Here is a 19,675-nt window from a genome sequence, read left to right as displayed (position 1 = left end):
TTAGAATTTAAAGTGTTTTAGCATTGATTTCAGCCGCACCGGTTTCAGACAAGAAGGCTTCTGCATCCACTTGATTAACCTCGTGCACGTCGAAAGCAATACAAAACTTGTCATCCGTAATTCTAGGATCTATATATGGATTAACGACTCCTGGTCCTAAACCATTGATGATGTAAAATGTAACCACCATTCCTATGGCTGCAAACAATACGGTCAACTCGAAAGTAATGGGAATAAAAGCCGGAACCGACCAGTGTGGTTTACCACCATAAATTTGTGGCCAATCCTGTACGAATATCCATGTCATTCCCAGAAAAGCAGTCAAAGTACCTAATGAACCATAAACAAACCCACCAATGTGTAGCCGAGATTCTTCTAAACCAAGTAAGGGATCTAAGCCATGTATTGGGAATGGAGTAAATACATCCATAATTTTTAAGTGCTTCTCATTGGCTACTTTCACAGCATCCAAAAGAACTTCTTCGTCATTATACAATCCGTAAACTATTGATCTATTTCTATAACTCATTACTTCTTGGTTTTACCGCCATCTAATTCGTCCTGCCATTTTTTCAGCTCTTCCCATCTTCCTTCTGCAGCAAGCTTCGCTTGAGCTGACCATGTCGATGGGTCATGTTGTCTGAAATTACTTCCGGCATTCTCTAATATTGCATTCAAACGACCTACGTCGGTATTGACCAGGTCAATGTATGTCATGATGGCACTATTGTTAAGAACTTCTTCGATTTTAGGTCCAATACCTTCTATTTTCTTTAAATCATCTTTTTCCGATCCCTCTTTTCTGGAACTTGGGACGTAGGTGTTAGATACCTTCGTTTCGCCTTTTACGTCTTTTCCCGTTTTCACCGCCTGCTCTGTTCCAATGTCAGCAGGACTACCTGGCGTATCGGAAGGTGCATCTCCATGACCATGATGCTCGTCGGATATTTCATCAGAATGAATGGGATCCATAATCACTTTATCATGACCGCTATGTTCGTGATGAATGGCATTTGGTCCCAGATATTGATCACCAGATGATTTCAAGATACTTTTTACCTCTGCGATAGCTACAACAGGTGCAACTCGTACGAAAATCAAATAAAAAGTAAAGAAAAGTCCCATGGTTCCGAGAAAAATACCGATTTCTACCCACGTTGGTACATAAAAGGACCAAGAGGACGGTAAATAGTCCCTGGCCAATGTTGTAGCAATGATCACAAATCGCTCAAACCACATTCCAATGTTGACGATGATGGATAAAAAGAAGGTCAATGCTACATTTCTTCTGAATTTTTTAACCCAGAAAAACTGTGGAGTAACAACATTGCAAAACATCATTCCAAAATAAGACCACCAATATGGTCCTAATGCTCTGTTAAAGAATGCGAACTGCTCATAAGGGTACTGCGAGTACCATGCGATAAACAACTCTGTTAAATAAGCAACACCAACGATCGTTCCGGTCACCAAGATGACTTTATTCATGGACTCGATATGCTCAATGGTAATATAGTCCTGAAGGTTTAGAACCTTTCTTGTGATGATCATCAATGTCAAAACCATTGCAAAGCCAGAGAAAATTGCACCCGCAACAAAATATGGTGGAAATATAGTTGTGTGCCATCCAGGAATTACGGATGTGGCGAAGTCAAAACTTACAATTGTGTGTACAGAGAGTACTAGCGGTGTGGCAATACCTGCTAAAATGAGTGATAATGATTCCCATCTTTGCCAGTGCTTAGCAGAACCTGTCCAACCAAATGAAAGTGTATTGTATATCTTTTTTCTGAATCCTTTGGCTCTGTCTCTTACAGTCGCAAAATCAGGAACCAATCCAGTGTACCAGAATAATAAGGAAACGGTAAAGTAAGTAGAGATCGCGAACAAATCCCATAAAAGCGGTGAGTCAAAATTGGGCCATAGAGGACCTCTGGTATTGGGATAAGGGAAGAAGTAAAATACCACCCAAGCCCGTCCTACGTGAATTCCAGGAAAGAGTGCTGCACATATAACGGCGAAAATAGTCATCGCCTCTGCAGCCCTGTTCACACCTGTTCTCCATTTTTGTCTGAATAGCAACAAAATCGCTGAGATCAGTGTTCCTGCGTGTCCAATTCCGATCCACCATACAAAGTTGGTGATATCCCAACCCCATCCAATGGTCCTGTTTAAGTTCCATGTTCCTATACCATGCCAAATGGTCCAGGCAATACAAAACAATCCAAATGCCAGGACACTAACGGACACTATAAAGGCAATGACCCACGATGGGCCGGGAACTTTTTCCGTAGGAGACACCAAATCTTCAGTAATGTCATGATATGACTTATGACCTGTGATTAAGGGCTCTCTAATTTTTGAAACAACTGAACTCATAAGTTATTTTTTATGCGTCTAAAGATTCGCTTCTATTGTGAACTTTCATTGTGTAATTCACAGAAGATCTTACGTTTACCTCTTCTAATACAATGTAATTTAAAGGAGAGTCTAATTTTTTATCCAGATCTCCACCTTTGTTATTCATATCTCCAAATGTAATGGCACCTGTCGGGCATGAAGTCTGACAAGCCGTTCTTACATCACTATCTATCAGTTTTCGTCCTTCTTTCTTAGCTGTCAATTTTCCTTCCTGAATTCTTTGTACACAGAAAGAACATTTTTCAATTACTCCCCTGGAACGTACTGTCACATCAGGGTTAAGGACCATTCTGGTCATATTATCTTTTCCAAAAACAAATTCATCTGTCAGTGACGGCTGATTTGCTGGGAATATATCTGCTGTTGTATAATCTAACCAATTAAACCTTCGTACTTTGTAAGGACAGTTGTTCGCACAATATCTGGTACCTACACATCTATTGTATGCCATTTGGTTCAGACCTTCAGAACTGTGATTGGTCGCATTAACAGGACATACGTTCTCACAAGGCGCATTGTCACAATGCTGGCACATCATAGGTTGATAAACCGTATTTGGATTATCCAGATCACCATAGTAATATCGGTCGATTCTTAACCATGTCATTTCATGGTGTCTTTTTACTTCCTTCTTACCAACTACAGGGACGTTGTTTTCAGCCATACATGCAATCGTACAGGCTCCGCAGCCGATACAAGCATTGAGGTCAATGTGCATTCCCCAGTGGTGACCCATGGCATACTTATCATCATAGCCCGGATAAATTTGATCATCATTCAGTTTCTGAGCGTGGTGCCTTTTGTCATGGAGATATTCCAGATTCTCTTCTAATTCATCAACATGAGAATTATAGATAATTGACCTATCTGTAAGAGCACCTTGATATCCCTGCCTTACCACTCCATAGTTAAAGGCGACCAAAGCAGCTTCATCTGCATTGATCATTTCTCCTGTCTTCTCATCTTCTGATTTTACACCCATGGTATGGTGGTATTGAACACAAGAGAAGTTATCTTCTTTTCCTATTTTTTCAGATACTGAAACATTCGTTGCATAGTAGACCGGATAGTCCTCATTCATTCCTATTTCAGGATTGATATTCACACCTACTCCCGTGCCGCATCTTCCCGCTTGAGTCCTTCCATATCCCAGTGCCAATGCGACTGTCCCAGGCATTTGTCCAAATTGCTGTATAACGGGAACAGTGTACTCATTACCATTAACAGTTAATGTGGCCAAATCTCCGTCCTTTAAGCCATTTAAACCTATCATTTTTCTAACGCCATCAAACTCTACTGGAACAGCTAAGTAATTTCCCCAGGAGCATCTGGTTACTGGATTAGGCATCTCCATTAACCATGGATTACTAGCAAATTGGCCCGCACCCAAATTTATCGATTCGAAAAGCGAAATTTCCATTTCACTGTTTGCCGGTTTAGATATAGAACCAGCGGCTGATGAAACATCACCTGCAAAGGCTACAGCTCCACCTTCTCCATCAGGTAAAGATAGTACACCATCTGCTAGCAAATTATCTCTAAAAGCATTAAAACTCATATATTCACTCTGCCCAGCAAATGCGCCTTCCTCCCATTGCTTCACGACATAATCCATGTAAGCTTGCTCACTGCTTGCATCGTAATTTTCACTGTCCGCCCATACCAACATGGATGCTTCCGCTTGTCTGGTATTAAATATCGGAGCTATCGTTGGTTGAATGGTCGATATGATGCCCCTTTTCGGCTCTGCATCTCCCCAACTTTCCAGGATATGGTTGACCGGTGCAACATAGTTACATAGGGCTGAAGTCTCATTGTGTTCGTATGATAAGGCTATGGTATTGTTGACTTTAGCCAGTGCTTCAGAAAATTCTCCCATCATAGGAGAATCAAAAACAGGGTTAGCTTGATTAATGATGAGGGTATCTACTGAACCCGCTCTCATTTCTGATAGTAATTCAGCAAGATCCTGGTCGTTCCCTTGTCTTTGCAAAGACGCATTTTCAAAGGTTACAGTATTTCCTATATTGCCCAATGCATTGTTGATAGCATTGACCAATATTTGTTCTGCTTTGTTGTTGCTTGCACTGATAACTATAGACTTACCATTGGCAGCTTGGAGTTCTTCCGCTACTTTAGCAATGGCATTCTGTGCCTTGGTATTCAACCCTGAAACCTTACCACCAGATCCGGTAATCGCATTGTATAGAGCCAAAATAGCTGCTCCTTGTTCTGAAGGCTTTACCAATATTCTGTTATCTGCATTTGATCCGGTTAGCGACATTCTGCTCTCAACCTGAATGTGTCGAGACATCTTCGGATTCTTCGGATCAATTTTTCTTTTCTTACTATACCCTGTAGCATACTCAACAGGAGAAATCCAGGTTCCGAGGAAGTCCGCGTCAAAACTGACGATCACATCAGCCTCCTCAAACTTATAATTAGGGATCACTCTCTGACCAAAAGATTCCTCATTGGCATCTAATTGAGCTGAGCTAGATATTGGATCATAAGTAACCACCTTGGCATTAGGAAATTTTTCTGTAAATTCCGTGATTGCTGCCTTTGCTGAAGGACTCAAGATGGTATTCGTTAAAATTCTTATGTTAGATGAGGCAGCCAGCTTTTGCTTTACTTGTTGGTCTAAATCATCCCAAGTTGCTTCCTCTCCATTTATCGAAGGTTCTCTTAGTCGGTTCAAGTCATATAAGTCGAGAACGAGCGCTTGAGCTCTGGCAGAAGTTCCACCTTTAGTAATCGGTGACAAACTGTTACCTTCAATTTTGATAGGTCGTCCTTCTCTCGTCTTCACAAGGATGGCACAATAGTCTCCTCCATTAACATAGCTAGATGCATAATAATTAGCAACTCCAGGTACGATTTCATCTGGCTTAATCACGTATGGAATCGCTCTTTTTACCGGAATCTCACAACTTGCTGCTAATGTTGCAGCACCCAGACCAAAGCCCAAAAACTTCAAAAAGTCTCTTCTTGTGCTTTCCAGGTTTGTTGCCTCTGGATTAGCTCCCATAGTTTCCAACAAGTTTTCACCTGCGAATTCCTGTGATGCAGCTTTTATAAATTCGGGATCTTTGGTAAGGTCTTTCTCTCCTATCCATATGCCCTGCTTATCTTGCTTCATTTAGCTAAATATTTATTTTGAGTATTACTCTGATTCTTAATTAATAGTGGCACTTCTGACATTCCAGTCCGCCTATATCCTCTACGGTCACTTTATCTTTCTCACCTGAATTCAACTGTTGATGATAATCTTCATATGCTTCATAGTAAGGATTGTCCTGAAATTGTACTTCTGTTTGTCTGTGACAGTTGATACACCAACCCATAGACAGTGGAGAGTACTGTTGCAAAACTTCCATCGTTTCTACTGCACCGTGGCAAGTCTGGCATTCTACCTTTCCCACTGTAACATGTTGTGCATGGTTAAAATACACGTGATCCGGTAGGTTATGAATTCTCACCCACTCTATCGGCCCGGGGATTTCTTTTTTCACCTCATTGGTCAATGAACTCTTAATTTCTTCCCACTGTTCTTCTACTACATTTTCTCCTTCCTGATCTAGCTCTGCCAGATTATTTTCGGAAATATAGTTATCAGCAATCCAGGTTGTAAATATGTCTCGGATTGAGTCCTCAGGCATGGTTGCATAATCCTGTATGTATGTGCTGGAGTTAGGATTATATCCAATAGAAGCAAAAATCTTTGAAATCTCAGCAGTTCCATAATTAGAACCTACCTTAATGGCTTCATGACAATTCATACAAGTATTGGCCGCAGGTATAACAGAGTGTTTAGACCTCCGGGCACCATCGTGACAATATTGACATTCTATTTGATTTAATCCTGCATGCGTTTCATGAGAAAACTTGATAGGTTGTGTCGGCGCGTATCCTTGCTGACGTCCAAGATTGATGGCTGTATTGACCGTTTTGTAACCACCAATGACAATTAATGCAAAGACCAGGAAGCTAATTACACCTTTAGAGGTTAAAGTTTCAATCAACGTTTTTCGCTGAACGACTGCATCTGGATTTTCACGTTTAAGAGCAATCACATTTAGATTACTGATGATTCTGGCCAAGATGATGGTAAGGAATACCAGTGCTGCTGCTAAAATGTAATATATGGTATTGGACTCTTCTTCTTGAACTGCACCAGGTCCATCCGCAGGCCCTCCTGCTACTTGAGGCGGATTAGCAGCTACATTGATATATGCTAGTAAACTCTCAATGTTTTCATCGGTGAGATTAGGAAAAGCATTCATCACATTCGGCTTCCACTCGTTCCACAATTCTAATGCCCGTGGGTGTTCCTCCACATTGATCATTTGCTGAGAATTCCTAATCCACCTGTATAAGTCTTCCCTCGGATAATCAGCCCACCTTTCTTCCACGCCAGCAAGCGCGGGCCCAGTGGCATCCGTCTTCATGTTTTTCGCATGACAAGTTGCACAGTAATTCCTAAACAGTGTCTTACCTTCTTCAGGAGAACCCTGACCAAATCCTGTAAACTGCGAAGAAAGCAGCACAACTAAAAGCAAAAATTTGATTTTCAATATATTACGCATAGCAATTATTTAGCTAGTATCATTTTTATCTTTTAAGTAAGCTCAAAGGCTGTTCTTTAGAGGGCAAAAATAGAATTAGATGGTATTAAATGGTACTAATTCCAGAACATTCGCAACTATTTAGATCTGATCTAAATAATCAATTATCGTCCTCATACAGACACTTTAGCCTTAATATGAGGATGAGGATCATAATCTAATAATGTAAAATCTTCATATTTGAAATCAAATATTGACTTCACGTTAGAATTCAATAGCAGCTTCGGCAGCTTGCGCGGTTCGCGAGTCAACTGAAGTTCAGCTTGCTCAAGGTGGTCATTGTATAAATGTACATCACCAAAATGGTGAATAAATTCTCCATATTCATATCCGCATTCGTGAGCCATCATCATGGTTAACAGTGCATAAGATGCAATGTTGAATGGGACGCCAAGAAATGTATCTGCAGATCGTTGGTACAGCAAGCATGAGAGTTTTCCATCAGCAACATAGAATTGAAACAGGCAATGGCAAGGAGTTAAAGCCATCTCTTCTAATTCTCCTACATTCCAGGCATTAACGATAATTCTTCTTGAATCCGGATTGTTTTTCAGCAGGTCAATGGCCCTCTTTATCTGATCTACAGTTTCTCCATTTGGTTTTTCCCAGGAGCGCCACTGTTTTCCGTAAACCGGCCCAAGTTCGCCATTTTCATCAGCCCACTCATTCCAAATTCGCACCCCATTATCCTGCAGATACTTCACATTCGTATCTCCAGACAGAAACCACAATAATTCATGAATAATGGATCTTAGATGAAGCTTTTTAGTAGTGAGCATAGGGAAACCTTCTGAGAGATCGAATCGCATCTGATATCCGAAACACGAAAGGGTGCCTGTACCGGTGCGATCTGATTTTGCGTTTCCGTTTTCTAGAATGTGACGCAAAAGCTGATGATACTGCTTCATTCAAATTTGTTGGTTAATTTCGACTGCAAATGTAGAAATTAAAAACAAATATGAAATATTTTAATTTGTATTTATCCTTGAGTCGCCTGTAAAATTTTTACAAAATCTTTGATTAATTTTTTTCATTCTAAAAATGTAAATACCTTGATGGCTACTAAATCAAAACATAAATGAATCAAATCAACAAGAAGATAGGCGTACTTGCCATAACTTTTTTAATCCCTTTCATTGCATTTGCTCAGACGATTACGGACACCGTAGAAGAGCTTTCAGCATCCGAAAGGATAGATGCCATATTCAGTGATTACACCGGATGGTTTGTACGTGGGATATTCTACGAGATTCCATTTTCAGAGAATTTCCAAATTCCCTGGGTATTGATCGTTCTGGTAGGTGGTGCTTTATTTTTCACCTTTTATTTTAAGTTTATCAACTTTACCGGTGTTGTCAGATCTATCAAAGTGGTCAGTGGTAAATACGAAGAAGTGGAAAAACATGGAATTGATGCTCTATATGGTGACCCAACACCTGGAGGAGATCAACCCGAAACCATAAGAGATGAAAGTGCAGATGGTGAAGTTTCGCATTTTCAGGCGCTTACCGCTGCATTATCTGCGACCGTAGGACTTGGTAACATTGCTGGAGTAGCAGTGGCACTATCGATCGGTGGACCCGGAGCAACCTTTTGGATGATTGTTGCCGGTTTGCTAGGAATGGCTTCCAAATTTGCGGAATGTACACTCGGCGTGAAATACCGGGATGTAGGTCCGGATGGCACTGTCTATGGTGGTCCAATGTACTACCTATCCAAAGGTTTGAAGGAAAAAGGACTTGGTGGACTGGGCAAGGTGCTAGCTGTCATTTTTGCCGTGATGGTCATAGGTGGTTCTTTCGGTGGTGGAAATATGTTTCAGGCTAATCAGGCGGCGGCTCAATTTGTAGATTTGTTTGGAATAGGAAATGCCAATGCGGGTATGTTTTTTGGAATTGCTATGGCTGCTTTGGTAGCGGTGGTGATTATCGGTGGTATAAAGAGAATTGCATCTGTAACTGAAAAGATTGTACCTTTTATGGCTGGTATCTATGTATTGGCAGCCATCATCATTTTGTTTGCCAACATCACTCTAATTCCTCAGGCCATTGGTTTGATTTTCGAAGGTGCATTCAGTGGACTTGGTATTGCCGGTGGTTTGATCGGTGTATTGATTCAGGGTATTAGAAGAGGTGCCTTTTCAAATGAAGCGGGTGTAGGTTCTGCAGCAATCGCGCACTCTGCCGTTAGAACCAAGTATCCTGCAAGTGAAGGATTGGTGGCTCTACTTGAGCCTTTTATTGATACGGTTGTCATTTGTACTATGACTGCATTGGTATTAATCATTACCAACATAGAAGGAGGATTCTTTGCTTACGGTGAGCAAGTAACACAAGGGGTGGAGTTAACGGCAACAGCCTTCAACTCTGTGATTCCGGGATTCTCCATCATTTTAACCATTGCCGTCATCCTTTTTGCATTCTCTACCATGATTTCATGGTCCTATTATGGTATGCAGGGGTGGAAGTACTTGTTCGGAAGAGGAAAAACCATTGACCTGGTATATAAAATTTTGTTTTTGATCTTTGTGGTAGTAGGCTCTTCTATTAGCCTTGGATCAGTTATAGACTTTTCGGATGCCATGATTTTTGCGATGGTTGTTCCGAACATTATTGGTGTTATTCTATTGGTTCCGAAGGTTAGAGATGAATTAACGAGATATATTAGTGCCATTAAAAAGGCTGAGAAATTAGAGCGCGAATAATCATTCGAAATAAAATAAAAAAAGGGTCAAATACTATGTGATTTGGCCCTTTTTTAATGAGGCTAACTAATTGATAATAAGTTGATCTATAGTGTTCCTTTTCTTGTCTTACTTGATCTTACTTTCATGTCTATTGATCACTGATGCAGTCAAACATTGAAATAAAATGTCGCTGATAAATATTACGAAATACTAAATATGTTATTTTTGAGCCGTGCATAATGCAATCATCCATATCGGTTCCAACCTGGGAAATAGGAAAAGCTTTCTTTCTAAATGCCGCTTCCTATTGCGAGAAAAAGTAGGAACCATTCTAAAGTCTTCCAGTATCTATACCACAGAAGCATGGGGCTTAAAAGGTCAAAAGGAATTTCTAAACCAAGCTTTTCAAATGGAGACAGAATTGAGCTTGCACGAACTACTGAAAACATGTCAGGAAATAGAAAACTTACTATTTCGTCAACGAGAAATTCCCTGGGGACCTCGGACCATTGACATAGATATCATCTTCTACGACAATGAAGTAACGGAAGATGAAAATGTGATTATACCTCATCCCAGAATGCACGAAAGGAATTTTGTTCTCCACCCACTTGCCGAAATTGTTCCGGAGTACGTACACCCTATTCTTAAGCAGTCCATATTGCAATTGAAACAAAACTCAAAAGACCCTTCTTATGTTTCCCTATAATTTCATCACCATTGAAGGCAACATAGGCTCGGGAAAAACCTCGTTCTGCAAAATGATTCACGAAGAGACCGACTGCAGGATGATATTAGAACAATTCGATGACAATCCCTTTCTTCCTTTCTTTTATGATGATATGGAACGATTTGCACTGACTGTAGAGCTGTTCTTTATGACTGAAAGAATGAAACAGTTGCAAAAGAATCTCTTGTACCAGGATTTATTCCAATCCTTTACCATTGCTGATTATACATTTGTGAAAACGCTTTTATTTGCAAGGAAAAACCTTGGTGATGAAGAATATCGGATATTTCAAAAGCTATTCAACACTTTAAACAGCGCTTTCCCTAATCCCGATTTGCTGGTATACTTTCACAGGAGTGTTGATGTACTGCAAATGAACATTGCAAAAAGAGGCCGCGAGTATGAGAAGAAAATTTCCGATCAATATCTGTTGAAAATCCAAAATTCCTATTTTGAATATTTTCGAAATATTTTGACCTTTCCTGTATTGATCATTGACCTGAATGAAATTGACTTCGTGGCCAATCCCAAACATTATGAACACATTAAATTCTTACTGAAGAAACAATACAATCCGGGTGTTCACAGGGTATCATTATTTGTGTAGAAGCTATAATCTAAATCTTCGCTTTTCCCTATGGAATCCAGTCTTATTGGTTTTACCGAAAGCGTATCCCAGATTCATCTCCCATGCTCCTCTACCGTTGCTGTACTTTGCTAAAGATGATACTGTAATATCGTAAGCCAGTCCAAAGCGAATATTATTATACTCCGTATTGAAAGTCAAAATGACAGCATCCATAGTACTTATCTCTTGTTGGGCTACAAATCTACCTATTACTCCTAAGCTCAATACAACTTCAGATGCATCCAGATTGTCCATTTGCAGATCTGCTCCGATAAGCAATTGATGAGCTACACTCTGTCTGACATATAAGATCTGCTGCACGATGGTCACCCCTTCCCACAATCCTTTCGCGGCATTTATGTGTGCATTGTATCTGACAGGGAGCCTTTCTACGGCCCCTTCAAATAATGCAATATTAGGGCGATTCAAATGATAAAAGGATAGTCCTGCCTGAACTGCCAGATCGTCATTCAAATTTCCATACCAATGAACTCCAACATTGACATCAGCAAAAAGACCAGTTCTGCCCTTCATGCCCTGCAAGCCAGGTTCTTTCGGATCTCTATCTGTATCAATATAATTAAAGGTTCGATCGAACTGATTGCCAAACCAAAAACGATCCCATCCTACTGCCCTTTGACCTGAACCTGCGGTCACTCCAACTCCTAAGTAGTGTTCACCGACTTTGCTATACTGACCTGTAAGCTTTTTAAGGTAGGCAAAATTTAGATGAGCCATATTCGATCCCACATGTCCGGTTCCACCCTTATCACCTAGTACCGAAAGTCCATAGCTAAATTTGTCCGATTTAAAGCTGGTATGTGATAGATTCACTAGTGCCTGAAAAGTTCTAAGTGGTAGGCCATCTGAAAATGAGGCACCTTGTTCTCTAAAACTCATTTTTGCACTTACTAATGGGCTTTGGGCAGAGAGCAGCGATGGATTAAGTAAGTTTTTATTTTGCATAAACTGCGAAAACAGAGGATCTTGTGCATGACTGCAAGCAACCGCTAGAAGGATAAAGATTATATGTAGTATCCTTTTTTTCATTACCTTAATAAAGTCACATTCCCGTTAAAATCTTCTTTGAACCCATTTTCAAATACCACTTCCGCAAACCAAAAGTAAAGTCCACTTCCCGCTTTTTCTCCCTTAAATATGCCATCCCAGGTTTCTAATGCATCATCTATCGGCTCCTCTTCGATGGCATATACCAATTCACCCCAGCGATCATATATGTTAAAGCGATTGATGATCGATATACCCTGACCAAATAACTCCAAAACATCGTTCTCTCCATCATCATTAGGAGTGAAGGCAGTCGGAACATATAAAGGACTGAAATTTTCCAGCCTAATATTGATCAGATCACTGCTTGTACAGCCGCTTTCATCTGTAATGGTCAACTCAAAAGTAGATTCGCGTTGGCCATCAAATATGGGTTCAAGGCAAATATTACAACTGAGTAAGTCAAGATTAACCGAACTCCATCTATATGACAATGGTCCATCCGCATTAAAGATTTGTGGACTTAATTGTATTGTATTTCCAAATGGAATGACCAGATCTTCTCCAAGGTCGACTATCAATTTATTAGGTTCGGTAACATAAACATCTGTGAAAGTATCGATGCACCCCTTGAAATCGTTGACATATACGGTGTATTCACCAGCTACTAAATTCGTAAATATTCCATTGGAACTGAAATCATTTCCATCGATGCTATACCTATAAAATCCTGAACCACCAGATGCTTCGACGGCAATTCTGCCGTCTCTGCCTCCGTGACAGGTCACTTCACTCTGATCAAAACTAGCGGTTATAGGTTCGGCCGGCCGACCAATTAATGTGGAATCAATAATCTGACATCCATTGGCATCTGTAATGGTTACTATATACCAATCAGAAGCAGTATTCTCAACGGCTACACTTGATTGACCATTCGACCATTCATATTCATAAGGAATTGTTCCACCAACCACTAAAGCTTCCGTTCTGCCATCACTGCCTTCAAAACAACTGACGTCGAAGGTGTTAAAGTTAAGATTAAGTGGTCTGGGTTCTTCAACACTGAACGCACCCTCTCCAGAGCACCCGTTTTCATCTGTAATAGTAACCTTGTAGTTTCCTCTGGATAAAGAGTCGATTTGATTAGTCATAGGTTTATTCAACCTACTTTCCCAATTATAAGTGTAAGCACCCGTTCCTCCTTTGCCATTGATTCTAATGCTACCATCATTACCTCCAAAGCAGCTGATATTTTTAATAGAATCCACAATCGCATTCACCTGATCAGGGTTCCCAATAAGGATACTTGCTTCACCTTGACAACCTCTTTGATCGGTGGCCGTCACAAAATATTCTTGCCCTCCCTCCAGTGCTAAAACTTCTAATCCGACTTGCTCAGGATCCGTACTCCATACATATGAAAATGAGGATAAATCTTCCTGATCTTCTCCATATTTCACATTAGCAATGCTTGCAGACCCGTCTGATGCTTCAAAACAGCTCGCCGGATTTTGCTCAAGTGTCAATTTAATCTCAGCAATTTCTGCTACCTCAGCACTTTCAATTACCTCGCAACCTTTAGCGTCAGAAACAGTGACCATGTACATTCCAGGTGAAAGATTATTTAGGTTCATTCCTTGCGCATTGTTACTCCATTGGATTTCATATGGCGGGGAACCACCCTGGGGGGCTACCGATAAGCTTCCATCGTTGCTTCCGAAGCAAACTTCGTCTCCAGGGGACAAATTCGTCCGTAATGGAGTATCAGGTTGAGTGATCACAAAATCTTGTGTTTCTGAACAACCAGAATTATCGGTATATCTCACGGTGTACACGCCTGCTTCTACACCTTGAATATTGTTCGTTGTTGCTTCAAATCCAGCAGGCCCTAGCCATTCATAGCTAAATGGTGAATTCCCTCCTGATGCAGCAAACAAAATCTGACCGCTGGTCTCTCCAAAACATGCAACCGGTATTACCGTACTCTCTACATCTATGGGATTGGATGGATCTATGGTATAGTCAAATTCCACAGTACAACCGACATCATCAGTAATGGTGACGAAGTATTCGCCAGCCCGCAGATCGGAAATGTTCGGTGTAGATGGCAAACTCCCATCCGGTCCTGTCCAATTGTAGTTATAAGGTGCCATACCACCCTCTGTATTCAATTCAATAGAGCCATCCAGCGAATTCTCACAACTTGGATCAGATATGATTGGATTGGCTATGATTTCTGGCGGAGCATTGACAACAAGACAATCTGTGAAATCGCAAACTGAACCGTCACTTAGTGTAAAACAATATGTTCCGCTAGGCAAATTCTCCCTGTTTATACCCATTGTACCATCCTCCCAAAAAACATCAACACTTCCATTTGGGCTTATCAGATTACTTAGTGAAATAGCTCCTTGACTGGCGCCAAAACATTCATTATCTACTATTGCTGACTGATATGAAATTCCTTCTGGCTCTTCGATCATAAAAGGTTGTTCAGTAGTGCAACCATTGATATCAGATACCGTCACTTGATAGGTGCCGGCACCTAAACCCGTGTTCTCATTCTCTAAAGAATTTCCTGCACTCCATATAAATGAATACGGTGACATCCCCCCATTTGCAGTGACCGTCGCCGTTCCATCTTCTTGTCCCAGACAGGAAGCATCTGTCGTATTGATCATCAGATCAATAGTTGGTCCCTGATCTACTGTGAAAAGTTGACTGTCACTACATCCCAATGCGTCTGTGACCGTCACTACATATGTTCCAGCCGTCAGATTATTGTGGAAGTCTTCAGAAGTGCCATCTTCCCAGAGATAGGTAAATGGGCCGCTACCCGAAAGAATTTCAACAGCAGCTTTTCCATCTTGATCACCTCTACACAATGGAGGTTCAGAAGAGATCTGATAAGCCAGTATTTCCAGTTGAGGAATGGCCAACTCTGCTATGGTATCGCAGCCGTTATCATCTGAAATGGTGACAAACCATAGGCCGGGCGTCAAATTTGGTGCATTTTTGTCTGTGCTTCCGGAAGACCATTGATATTGATAAGGAGGATTTCCACCCTGTACATTTACTGTACCCCGGATGGCGCTCTGTACATTACAAGGATCGCTCAACTGAAAGCCAGCATTGATATCAAATGGTGAAGGCCCTCCCATTTCGAAGTCACCGGAAAGTGTACACCCGGTGGCATCGGTAACGGAATAATCGTTTTTTCCATTGGGTACATTGAAAAATGCGCCATTACTATTTGCCAATCCATTGATTTCATACATGAATGGTCCGTTACCAGTCGCCTGAATCAATACCTCCCCATCACTGCTGGAGGAACATGAGCTCTCTTTTATTATATCGATGACAACTGCAGGTTGGGTACAATCTAATGTCCTGCACTCGATACCATTCACTATGGAATTACAAACGGGACCCACGGCACGCACTTCTATTTCAAAATCAGTACTACTGCTCAAAGTGGTGAACGTATAACTTAAATCTGAGACGCTAACCCATTGACCTTCATCGATTCTAACCTCATATCCCTGACTGTTTACAACAGCATTCCACAAAATTTCGATGCTGTTTTCAGAAACCATTCCACAAGAAGCTGAAGGCGACCCAAGACTCGGATCAACACTTACATTTGTAGATGCTGACCTCTCACATCCATAGGAATCAATGATTTTTAAGGTATATTCAGTTTCTTCCGATGGCCGGACTGTAATATCTTCGCAATTTTCACACAGTGTGGAGTTGGGGTTTGAAGACCATTCATACGTTAATCCATAGAATGACCTGAAAGTAATTGACCAGCCTTCCAATACACCAACTGAACCTGCGAAATCGTCTATAACCAAGAGTCTCCAAATACCATTGGTTGGATTTTCGCCATCCCATAGATCTGACCAGACCCCTTCCGGAAGAAAATCGCCAGTATATGTCGGATTATCTTCAAAGATAGGTCCTGCCAGATTTTCCCCATTGTTAATATTAGTTGTTGCAAATGGCGTAAAGCAAGTATTTTCATACCGATCCACATCGGCGAAATTATTGGTTTTGAATCCATTATCTGTACTCAATTCCAATATTTGTCCACCCGGTGCTATAAGGTAAATATCAAAGTCAGTCAGATCACGATGCTCTAATCCTTGAATGCATACACTTTCAATGATATTAGGTCTTAAGATGGTAGGCAAAACTCCGCTTACCATAATATCTGAATAGATGGGTTCATTTTCAGGCGAAATGGTCAATTCGTCGCTGGATTGAAAAAATGGATCTGGAGGCAAATTAAAATTAGGATCCAATTCTGATTGAATCATATAATCTTCTCCACTACAAATAGTTGTATCGCCCGGTAAGATAGGGGCAAACAAATCATCATCGCGAATTAATATTTCAAACTTCTTTCGATTACAAAGGTCTACCTGAATTTCGAATGAAATGATTTCATCCATCTCTGACTCAGCATCTAAATAGGCCTCAAGTGGTATCGTAACGCTTTTACTTCCCGCAGGAATGATTAGTTGATCAGGAAGGGCAGGATAATCTACATCTGGAGTAGCAGCATTAGGTGGATCAAAAAGTTCAATATCTATGATATAGTCGCTATCTACAGCTCGCGGCAGAGAAAATTCAAGGACACCTGTACCACATCCCTCTGCCAGGCTACCATCGACACTTAAAGAGTTTAAATTTACCTCCAGAGTCCCAGTCCCAAAACTTTTTGCTTCCAGAAAAACGACTGAGTTTAGAATTTGATCATTGGCATCCGCTACACCCAATTTTATGGTGTATTCTTCGCACGGAACGACGATCGCTTCAGCTGTGAAGACATCTAGGTAGGCATTCATTTGATAAAATTGCTCTCCAACCGATACCTCATTATAATATTCCGGAAATTGTGCTGGACAACCCGAATCACCGCCATGCACATTGTTAATGGCAACTGGTGTATTGGTAAATGTTAATCCGGATGGATCGGATGGATCAGGTATGATTGCAATGTTTCTGGAGTTATAGAATCCACCATCTGGCTTTGGACCAGAAATGAAAAAACCAAATACATCGTTGATCTCACAAATGTACTCTGGATATTCTTCAGAGGAAAAAACATATCTAAATCTGAGCGTATCCGCGGCCGGAATAAACTTGATCGTATAAAGTGCGACGTCATTTACCACGTCACCGGCGATGGCTTGTAAGTCCGGATCAGAAATGCCTTGCCCAGGCACTTGATCTCCATTATCATTGGTTGTCTCATTGAGGGTACTTACTGATTTTGCAAATCCAGTTGACAATAGAATACCCCTTTCAACACCGATTCTATCCTGGCCACCTGAGAAAAAACCGACTTGTCGATCATCCCCGGTATATTGTACACTGGTGACTTCGACACCACTGCCCAGAAAAATGTTTCTAACTAGGTTATTGGGATTATAGGGCGCAGTATTCCCGTCTGTGATGTTAAGCTGAGCTACAACACCTACAAAAGGAGAAGACAACAGAATTAGAAGGAGTATTATTTTTTCCGGTTTCACTTATACTCACTCTTTGAATTATATAACGAGGTATGAATGGTATTTTATATAATTAGCTTTAGCAATATAGCTTAAATATCTGTACAGAATAACGTGAAAACTTAGGTATTTGTCTAAAAATTGCATCCTCTAATTATTGAAATCTTACATTTGCAGGCAATGAAATCATTTCTTAAAAGTTTTATCGCATCCTGTTTAGGTACTCTAGTGGCCATTGGACTGATTATATTTATCGGTTTTATTATCGTTAGTAGCTACACAAAGCAAGCCAAGAATAATCAATCTGGTATCTTACATATTCCATTTTCTGGAACCATTGCCGATTATGAGAGCAACCGACTGGATCTCGCTAGTTTTAATTTTGGCAGCTCTGGCCTTACACTTTGGGAGTTAAGAAAGAAGATCAATTCGGCTGCTAAAGATCCTAATATCAAAGCGATTTTCTTGGAATTGAAGACTGTTCAAATGTCTCAACAGATGATTTCCGAATTAAGTGTCCTTTTACAAAACTTCAAAAAAGAAGGAAAAAAGATTTTCGCATATTCTGATTATTATGAGCAAAACGCCTACTTGTTAAGTACTTTCGCGGATTCGATTTATTTAAATCCTAATGGTGGTGTAAGCTTGAAAGGATATGCAGTTTTTTCACCATTTTTCGATAGTCTGTTGGAAAAATGGGACATAGATCTTCATGTTTACTATGCCGGAAAGTACAAGTCCAGCACGGAGCCATACCGTTTAGACAGTTTTAGTTTGGATAATCAGGAGCAATTAAGGGCATACCTTAGTCAACTGCATAGTAATTTGGTAACCTGGGTATTTCAAAACAGAGGTATACCAGAGACAAAAGTGGAAAAGATCCTGAACATGTATCAGGATTACAATAGCGAAGTGATGCAAGCCAATGGAATTGTAGACCGCATCATTTACAGGGATGAAGTGATCGATCTTCTTGACCGCGAATATGACGGTGAGGAGCTTGTCAAATTCGATCAATATAAAGGATCTGTACCCAATACTTCAAAAGAAGTTGCCTTGGTGTTTGCTCAAGGGGAGATTATATGGAACAATACAGGAACAGGTGGTATTTCTCATGGTGAATATTCCGACATTTTTAAGAAAATACGTGAGGATGATGAGATTAAAACCGTCATTTTGAGAATTGACTCACCAGGTGGAAATGGATATACTTCCGATTTGCTTCATAGAGAAGTTATATTACTTAAGGAAGCTGGCAAGAAAGTCTTATCATCTTTCGGTACCTATGCTACATCAGGTGCTTACTATATGGCTTGTGCCTCTGACTCCATTTATGCCACCGACAATTCAATGACTGGTTCTATAGGAGTCTACATCATGTTGCCCACATTCGAGCAGTTTTTAGCAGAACATTTAGAAATCGGAGTAGATACGATATTGGGATCTGAGAATGGATTGGCATATACACCACTTGTAAAACTTACCGATCAACAGGAAAAATCATTTCAGGCACAGACCGAGCGTTTATACGATTTGTTCCTCGAAAAGGTAGCCAACGGAAGAGACATGAATGTAGAGGAAGTGAACGAAATCGCGCAGGGAAGGATATGGAATGGTCAGGACGCATTAAAAAAGAATTTAATAGACGAATTACTTACACTGGATGAATTGGTTAATCGCTTTACTCAAGATAAGTCTCCTCAAGTATATCCCGAACAAAAATTAAGTCTAACTCAAGAACTGATTGAGAATAATTTAGGAAAGCTGGCAAATGCTGATTTATACCAAATAAAATGGATGAATGATAAAGTACTTGAATTTCAGAAACTTATGGAAAAACCAGCTCCTTTGATGCGGGTTCCACATTTTATAAATGTCACAAATCAGTAAAAAAAGTTGATTAATAGGCAATAAATTGTAATTTTACGACAAGTTATTGCAAATTTGTATCAAGATAATAATGAAGCTATAAAGAATAGCTATTAAGATAAAGTTTTTCATGGTGTGTTAATGGGTAGGATTTCGGACCTCTTTCCGAAGTTCCTACCCTTTTTT

At 40.4% G+C, this 19,675-nt stretch carries 11 protein-coding genes; 4 read left to right on the top strand and 7 right to left on the bottom strand.

The genetic code is table 11. The features are described 5' to 3' along the window. Nucleotides 1–7: 7 nt before the first annotated feature. The 5 genes from L2567_RS06980 to L2567_RS06960 form a co-directional block, all read right to left on the bottom strand. Nucleotides 8–529 (bottom strand): DUF3341 domain-containing protein, encoded by a 522-nt coding sequence (locus L2567_RS06980; protein WP_235297032.1) that lies wholly within the window; start codon nt 527–529, stop codon nt 8–10. Continuing rightward, a complete protein-coding gene (gene nrfD / locus L2567_RS06975) occupies nt 529–2,379 on the bottom strand; it encodes an NrfD/PsrC family molybdoenzyme membrane anchor subunit (RefSeq protein ID WP_235297031.1) in 1,851 nt (616 codons plus the stop codon). Before nrfD ends, L2567_RS06980 begins: the two co-directional genes overlap by 1 nt. Nucleotides 2,380–2,389: 10 nt before the next feature. Next, nucleotides 2,390–5,563 (bottom strand): TAT-variant-translocated molybdopterin oxidoreductase, encoded by a 3,174-nt coding sequence (locus tag L2567_RS06970; RefSeq protein WP_235297030.1) that lies wholly within the window; start codon nt 5,561–5,563, stop codon nt 2,390–2,392. Nucleotides 5,564–5,603: 40 nt separating this feature from the next. Beyond that, on the bottom strand, nt 5,604–7,010 hold the full coding sequence (locus L2567_RS06965; protein WP_235297029.1) for a c-type cytochrome: 1,407 nt from the start codon (nt 7,008–7,010) through the stop codon (nt 5,604–5,606). Between the two features lie 152 nt (nt 7,011–7,162). Beyond that, nucleotides 7,163–7,957 carry a thymidylate synthase gene (locus L2567_RS06960; protein ID WP_235297028.1) on the bottom strand — a complete coding sequence of 265 codons (795 nt, stop codon included), beginning with the start codon at nt 7,955–7,957 and terminating at the stop codon, nt 7,163–7,165. A 170-nt stretch (nt 7,958–8,127) separates the two neighbouring features. Here L2567_RS06960 and L2567_RS06955 point away from each other — a divergent pair, with 170 nt between their 5' ends. The 3 genes from L2567_RS06955 (at nt 8,128) to L2567_RS06945 (ending at nt 11,072) form a co-directional block, all read left to right on the top strand. Further along, complete coding sequence (locus tag L2567_RS06955) at nt 8,128–9,753, top strand: alanine/glycine:cation symporter family protein (protein ID WP_235297027.1); 1,626 nt, start codon at nt 8,128–8,130, stop codon at nt 9,751–9,753. 214 nt (nt 9,754–9,967) lie between these two features. Then, nucleotides 9,968–10,444, top strand: coding sequence for a 2-amino-4-hydroxy-6-hydroxymethyldihydropteridine diphosphokinase (folK, locus tag L2567_RS06950; protein WP_235297026.1), 477 nt, complete (start codon nt 9,968–9,970; stop codon nt 10,442–10,444). Then, nucleotides 10,431–11,072, top strand: a complete 642-nt coding sequence (locus tag L2567_RS06945) for a deoxynucleoside kinase (RefSeq protein WP_235297025.1) — start codon at nt 10,431–10,433, stop codon at nt 11,070–11,072. The genes folK and L2567_RS06945 overlap by 14 nt, the downstream gene beginning before the upstream one ends. Nucleotides 11,073–11,075: 3 nt before the next feature. Here the strand turns inward: L2567_RS06945 and L2567_RS06940 are convergent, their stop codons facing one another. Together L2567_RS06940 and L2567_RS06935 are read right to left on the bottom strand one after the other, a co-directional pair. Next, nucleotides 11,076–12,143: a PorP/SprF family type IX secretion system membrane protein gene (locus L2567_RS06940; RefSeq protein WP_235297024.1), complete on the bottom strand. Its 1,068-nt coding sequence runs from the start codon at nt 12,141–12,143 to the stop codon at nt 11,076–11,078. Next, nucleotides 12,143–17,641: a choice-of-anchor L domain-containing protein gene (locus tag L2567_RS06935; RefSeq protein WP_235297023.1), complete on the bottom strand. Its 5,499-nt coding sequence runs from the start codon at nt 17,639–17,641 to the stop codon at nt 12,143–12,145. Before L2567_RS06935 ends, L2567_RS06940 begins: the two co-directional genes overlap by 1 nt. A gap of 159 nt (nt 17,642–17,800) precedes the next feature. Between L2567_RS06935 and sppA the strand changes: the two genes are divergently transcribed. Continuing rightward, complete coding sequence (sppA, locus tag L2567_RS06930) at nt 17,801–19,510, top strand: signal peptide peptidase SppA (protein ID WP_235297022.1); 1,710 nt, start codon at nt 17,801–17,803, stop codon at nt 19,508–19,510. Nucleotides 19,511–19,675 lie beyond the last annotated feature (165 nt).

The sequence above is a fragment of the Portibacter marinus genome (genome assembly GCF_021533195.1).
Lineage (GTDB): Bacteria > Bacteroidota > Bacteroidia > Chitinophagales > Saprospiraceae > Portibacter > Portibacter marinus.
The sequence above is the reverse complement of the archived record's forward strand: the minus strand, read 5'-3'. Positions and strand labels throughout refer to the sequence as shown.

What these genes read in the sequence shown, in the direction of transcription:
- L2567_RS06980 (WP_235297032.1), bottom strand. Translation starts at nt 529, where the DNA reads ATGAGTTATAGAAATAGATCAATAGTTTACGGATTGTATAATGACGAA.
- nrfD (WP_235297031.1), bottom strand. Translation starts at nt 2,379, where the DNA reads ATGAGTTCAGTTGTTTCAAAAATTAGAGAGCCCTTAATCACAGGTCAT.
- L2567_RS06970 (WP_235297030.1), bottom strand. Translation starts at nt 5,563, where the DNA reads ATGAAGCAAGATAAGCAGGGCATATGGATAGGAGAGAAAGACCTTACC.
- L2567_RS06965 (WP_235297029.1), bottom strand. Translation starts at nt 7,010, where the DNA reads ATGCGTAATATATTGAAAATCAAATTTTTGCTTTTAGTTGTGCTGCTT.
- L2567_RS06960 (WP_235297028.1), bottom strand. Translation starts at nt 7,957, where the DNA reads ATGAAGCAGTATCATCAGCTTTTGCGTCACATTCTAGAAAACGGAAAC.
- L2567_RS06955 (WP_235297027.1), top strand. Translation starts at nt 8,128, where the DNA reads ATGAATCAAATCAACAAGAAGATAGGCGTACTTGCCATAACTTTTTTA.
- L2567_RS06945 (WP_235297025.1), top strand. Translation starts at nt 10,431, where the DNA reads ATGTTTCCCTATAATTTCATCACCATTGAAGGCAACATAGGCTCGGGA.
- L2567_RS06940 (WP_235297024.1), bottom strand. Translation starts at nt 12,143, where the DNA reads ATGAAAAAAAGGATACTACATATAATCTTTATCCTTCTAGCGGTTGCT.
- sppA (WP_235297022.1), top strand. Translation starts at nt 17,801, where the DNA reads ATGAAATCATTTCTTAAAAGTTTTATCGCATCCTGTTTAGGTACTCTA.